This is a genomic window from Thermococcus sp. ES12, from assembly GCF_012027515.1.
Taxonomy (GTDB): domain Archaea; phylum Methanobacteriota_B; class Thermococci; order Thermococcales; family Thermococcaceae; genus Thermococcus; species Thermococcus barossii.
On record NZ_SNUP01000155.1, the window covers coordinates 1 to 382 of the forward strand.

Annotated in this window: 1 protein-coding gene; it reads right to left on the reverse strand. The window is 43.5% G+C overall.

Annotation, left to right across the window (positions count from 1 at the left end; genetic code table 11):
• The coding region (locus tag E3E37_RS11535; RefSeq protein ID WP_167717492.1) for an aminotransferase class I/II-fold pyridoxal phosphate-dependent enzyme at positions 1-382 on the reverse strand (382 nt) is incomplete at both ends.

Sequence of the window (382 nt, forward strand, 5' to 3'; positions counted from 1 at the left end):
AGTCTCTTTTTGAGGTCTTCCATGTCTAGGTGTTTGTAGATGACTTTTGGAGCACCGCTTAGACGCATACCATCAATAATGCTGGCGTGGTTAAGTTCTTCACTTACAAAAACTCCATCCTCACCTTTCTTTATGAGGGCACTAATGGCTCCAAGGTTTGCATTATAACCACTCTGGAAGAGAATCGCAGCCTCTCTCTTTTTGAATTTTGCCAGTTTCTCCTCAAGCTCTACGTGGAGTTCCATTGTACCAGCTATAGTTCTAACAGCTCCAGCACCAACACCATAGTCGAGAATTGCTCTTATAGCGGCTTCTTTGATTTTTGGGTGTGCAGCAAGGCCGAGATAGTTGTTGGAACACATGTTAAGAACTTTCTTCCCAT